Below are 1,911 nucleotides of genomic sequence, written 5' to 3'. Positions count from 1 at the left end.
GATCAACGCGCCCAGCAACTCGCGCACACGCGGCGGCAGGTCGGCCGCGGCCAGGCGGGCAGTGTCGGCACTGGAAAGAGAGAAGACAGCTGACATCGGCGAGGGGGTCCGGATTCCCGCGGATCGATCTTGGAATCTACCGTGTCGGCCGGTGAAGGCGCTACTTTAGCGATGGATTCATTCAGGGCAGCCTTCCATGGCTGCGCCGCAGGCGGATCATTCTTCCAGGAACAGGCTGACCACATCGTTGGTGAAGCGCCGGCCGAGCTCGGTCGGCTGCACGTACCCGTCCGCCACGACCAGCCAGCCGCGCTGCACTGCTTCGGCCAATGGGACATCCAGCACGTTGCGGGGCAGGCCGGTCCGCGATTCGAAGTCGCGCAGGCTGAAACCTTCGTGCAGGCGCAGCAGGTTGAGCATGTACTCGAACGGCAGGCGCTCGGCGGCAATCACCTCATCGCCACCGAACGATGCGGCCGTGCCGGCGGTATCCATGAACGTCTGCGGGTGCTTGTGCTTCCAGCGTCGCAGCACATGTTCTTCGGCGCCGGAACTGATCTTGCCGTGCGCGCCGGCGCCGATGCCCAGGTAGTCACCGAAACGCCAGTAATTCAGGTTGTGCGCACTCTGCCGGCCGGGGCGGGCGTAGGCGCTCACCTCGTACTGGCCGAAACCGGCCTGCGCCAGCAGCGCCTGGCAGTGTTCCTGCATGTCCCAGGCATGGTCTTCATCGGGGATGCCCTGCGGCGGCCGCGCGAAGAACACGGTGTTCGGTTCCAGGGTCAGCTGGTAGTGCGAGATGTGGGTCGGCTGCAACGCGAACGCGCGCTCCAGATCGGCCTCGGCACCGGCCAGGGTCTGTTCCGGCAGTGCGTACATCAGGTCGATGTTGAAATTGTCGTAGCCCGCGTCCTGCGCCATCTTCACCGCGCGCTCGGCCTCGCCACTGTCGTGGATGCGGCCCAGTCTTTTCAGCGCGGCATCATCAAAACTCTGGATGCCGAAGCTCAGGCGGTTGACCCCGGCCGCGCGGTAACGATCAAAGCGACCGTGCTCGGCGGTGCCCGGGTTGGTTTCCAGGGTGATCTCCGCATTCGGCGCGAAGCGCAGGCGGGCGCTGGCCTGCTGCAGGAAGCGGTCGATCGCCTCGGGCGGGAACAGGCTGGGCGTGCCGCCACCGAAGAACACGCTGCTGACCACCCGGCCCCAGACCAGCGGCAGGTCCTGGTCGAGGTCGCGCACCAGCGCATCGATGTAGGCGTCGAAGGGCAGTTCGCCCTTGGCCTGGTGCGAGTTGAAGTCGCAGTATGGGCACTTGCGCACGCACCATGGCAGATGCACGTACAGCGCCAGCGGCGGTGGGACCAGACGTGGTGGGGCGTCGTGGTCGCAGGACTCGCCGGGCAGGTGGTTGCAGTGGTCGTGGTCGTGGGCGTGCGGCATGGCTGGCGTGATGCGGACGTGGGGGAGCGGCAGATCAGTCCGCCGCTCGCAGAAGGGGGTCGACCAGGGAGCGCGGCTGCGCGCGAAGCACGGCAGCGGCAATCTGGCGGAAGAAGGGCGAGGGCCCTTTGTAGCTGCCTATAGCGTTGTCCATCAAACGGTGGCGCGCCGGACTGCAGCCATTGCGCATGCACAGATGGAGACCGGAGACCATGGCCTTGCGCTTGTCGGCAAAACTGTCAATCCGTACTTCCAGCACGTCCACCAACGCTACATGGCGCCACCGATGCAGGCTGCCGATGTTGTGATAGCGCATGTGGCCGGCAGCAGCGTCCAGTTCGACGCGCTGCCACATGATGGGCGCGCCGATGAGCGTGATGACGGTCATGCCGACCAGCGCAACCACCGGTACCGCCCACCAGGATTCCTTCCCTGTCCACGCCAACATGCCGCCAAGGATCGCACCAC

2 protein-coding genes are annotated in these 1,911 nt (G+C 66.0%); both read right to left on the bottom strand.

Annotation, left to right across the window (positions count from 1 at the left end):
* Window positions 1-216: 216 nt before the first annotated feature.
* The gene (gene hemW, locus AB4Y84_RS20465) at window positions 217-1,443 is read right to left on the bottom strand and encodes a radical SAM family heme chaperone HemW (RefSeq protein ID WP_442244441.1); all 1,227 of its coding nucleotides are present in this window, start codon (window positions 1,441-1,443) and stop codon (window positions 217-219) included.
* A 34-nt stretch (window positions 1,444-1,477) separates the two neighbouring features.
* A partial coding sequence (locus AB4Y84_RS20460) for a hypothetical protein (RefSeq protein WP_442250797.1) occupies window positions 1,478-1,911 on the bottom strand: 434 nt, incomplete at its 5' end.

This window comes from Stenotrophomonas sp. 2YAF22, from assembly GCF_052114665.1.
GTDB lineage: Bacteria > Pseudomonadota > Gammaproteobacteria > Xanthomonadales > Xanthomonadaceae > Stenotrophomonas > Stenotrophomonas indicatrix.
Note: the sequence above shows the minus strand (reverse complement) of the source record. Positions and strands in the feature narration are given on the sequence as shown.